This window comes from Oleiphilus sp. HI0043 (genome assembly GCF_001634935.1).
The window spans coordinates 1-901 of record NZ_LWEY01000599.1; the positions used below are offsets into that span (position 1 = coordinate 1).

Here is a 901-nt window from a genome sequence, read left to right on the forward strand (position 1 = left end):
TGTCAGGCGGTGAACGTAGGCGAGTGGAAATAGCCAGAGCTTTAGCAATGGAGCCTGACTTCATTCTACTCGATGAGCCCTTCGCAGGTGTCGACCCAATATCGGTCAACGACATCAAGTCAATCGTCTCTCACCTTAAAAGTAAAAATATCGGCGTACTCATAACCGATCACAACGTTAGAGAAACGCTGGATATTTGTGAAAAAGCCTATATTGTTGGTGATGGCCATATCATTGCTTCAGGAAGTGCTGAAGACATTCTGAATAATGAAAAGGTCAAACAAGTCTACTTGGGCAATCAATTCAAATTATAAGCCAGTGGCTAGTTCATAGCATTCGATTCGAACAGCATATACAAACAATTAAGCATGACTTTCAGCTTAGAAATGAGTAGCATGCAATTTTCACGTCAACAAGACGATAACTTGATCTAAAACAATTATTTGTAGGCTGGTAACGTAAATATACTTTTATTTGTTTCACACTTTGCTATCTTCGCACTACACTTGTGTAAATGAAGTAAATATAAATACGTTTATTCACAGCGACCATTTCCGCAAAATATAATAAGCGACAATACATGATTCAAAATTTAAGTCTTAAGTTGGTGACATCCTCATGAACATGAAGGTTTCTCTCCAATTAAAGCTCGGTCAACAACTGACAATGACACCTCAATTGCAGCAAGCAATCCGCTTGCTACAATTGTCGACTCTTGACCTTCAAAACGAAATACAAGAAGCATTGGAATCTAATCCTATGCTCGAACTCCAGGACGATAACAACGAGCCTGGAAATACAAGTGATAAACAAGAAAATCAGAATGAAAGTCATCAAAATGATGGCAACGAGTACGCCTCTCAGGACAACCAACAAAGCAGTAGTACAGACACCAGTTCGA

1 protein-coding gene and 1 pseudogene are annotated in these 901 nt (G+C 39.2%); both read left to right on the top strand.

The window, feature by feature from the left end; all coding sequences use genetic code 11:
• The coding region (locus tag A3729_RS07400) for an ATP-binding cassette domain-containing protein (protein ID WP_156497765.1) at positions 1-314 on the top strand (314 nt) is incomplete at its 5' end.
• 310 nt (positions 315-624) lie between these two features.
• Positions 625-901 (top strand): annotated as a pseudogene (locus A3729_RS33840) (RNA polymerase factor sigma-54); the annotation flags it as partial.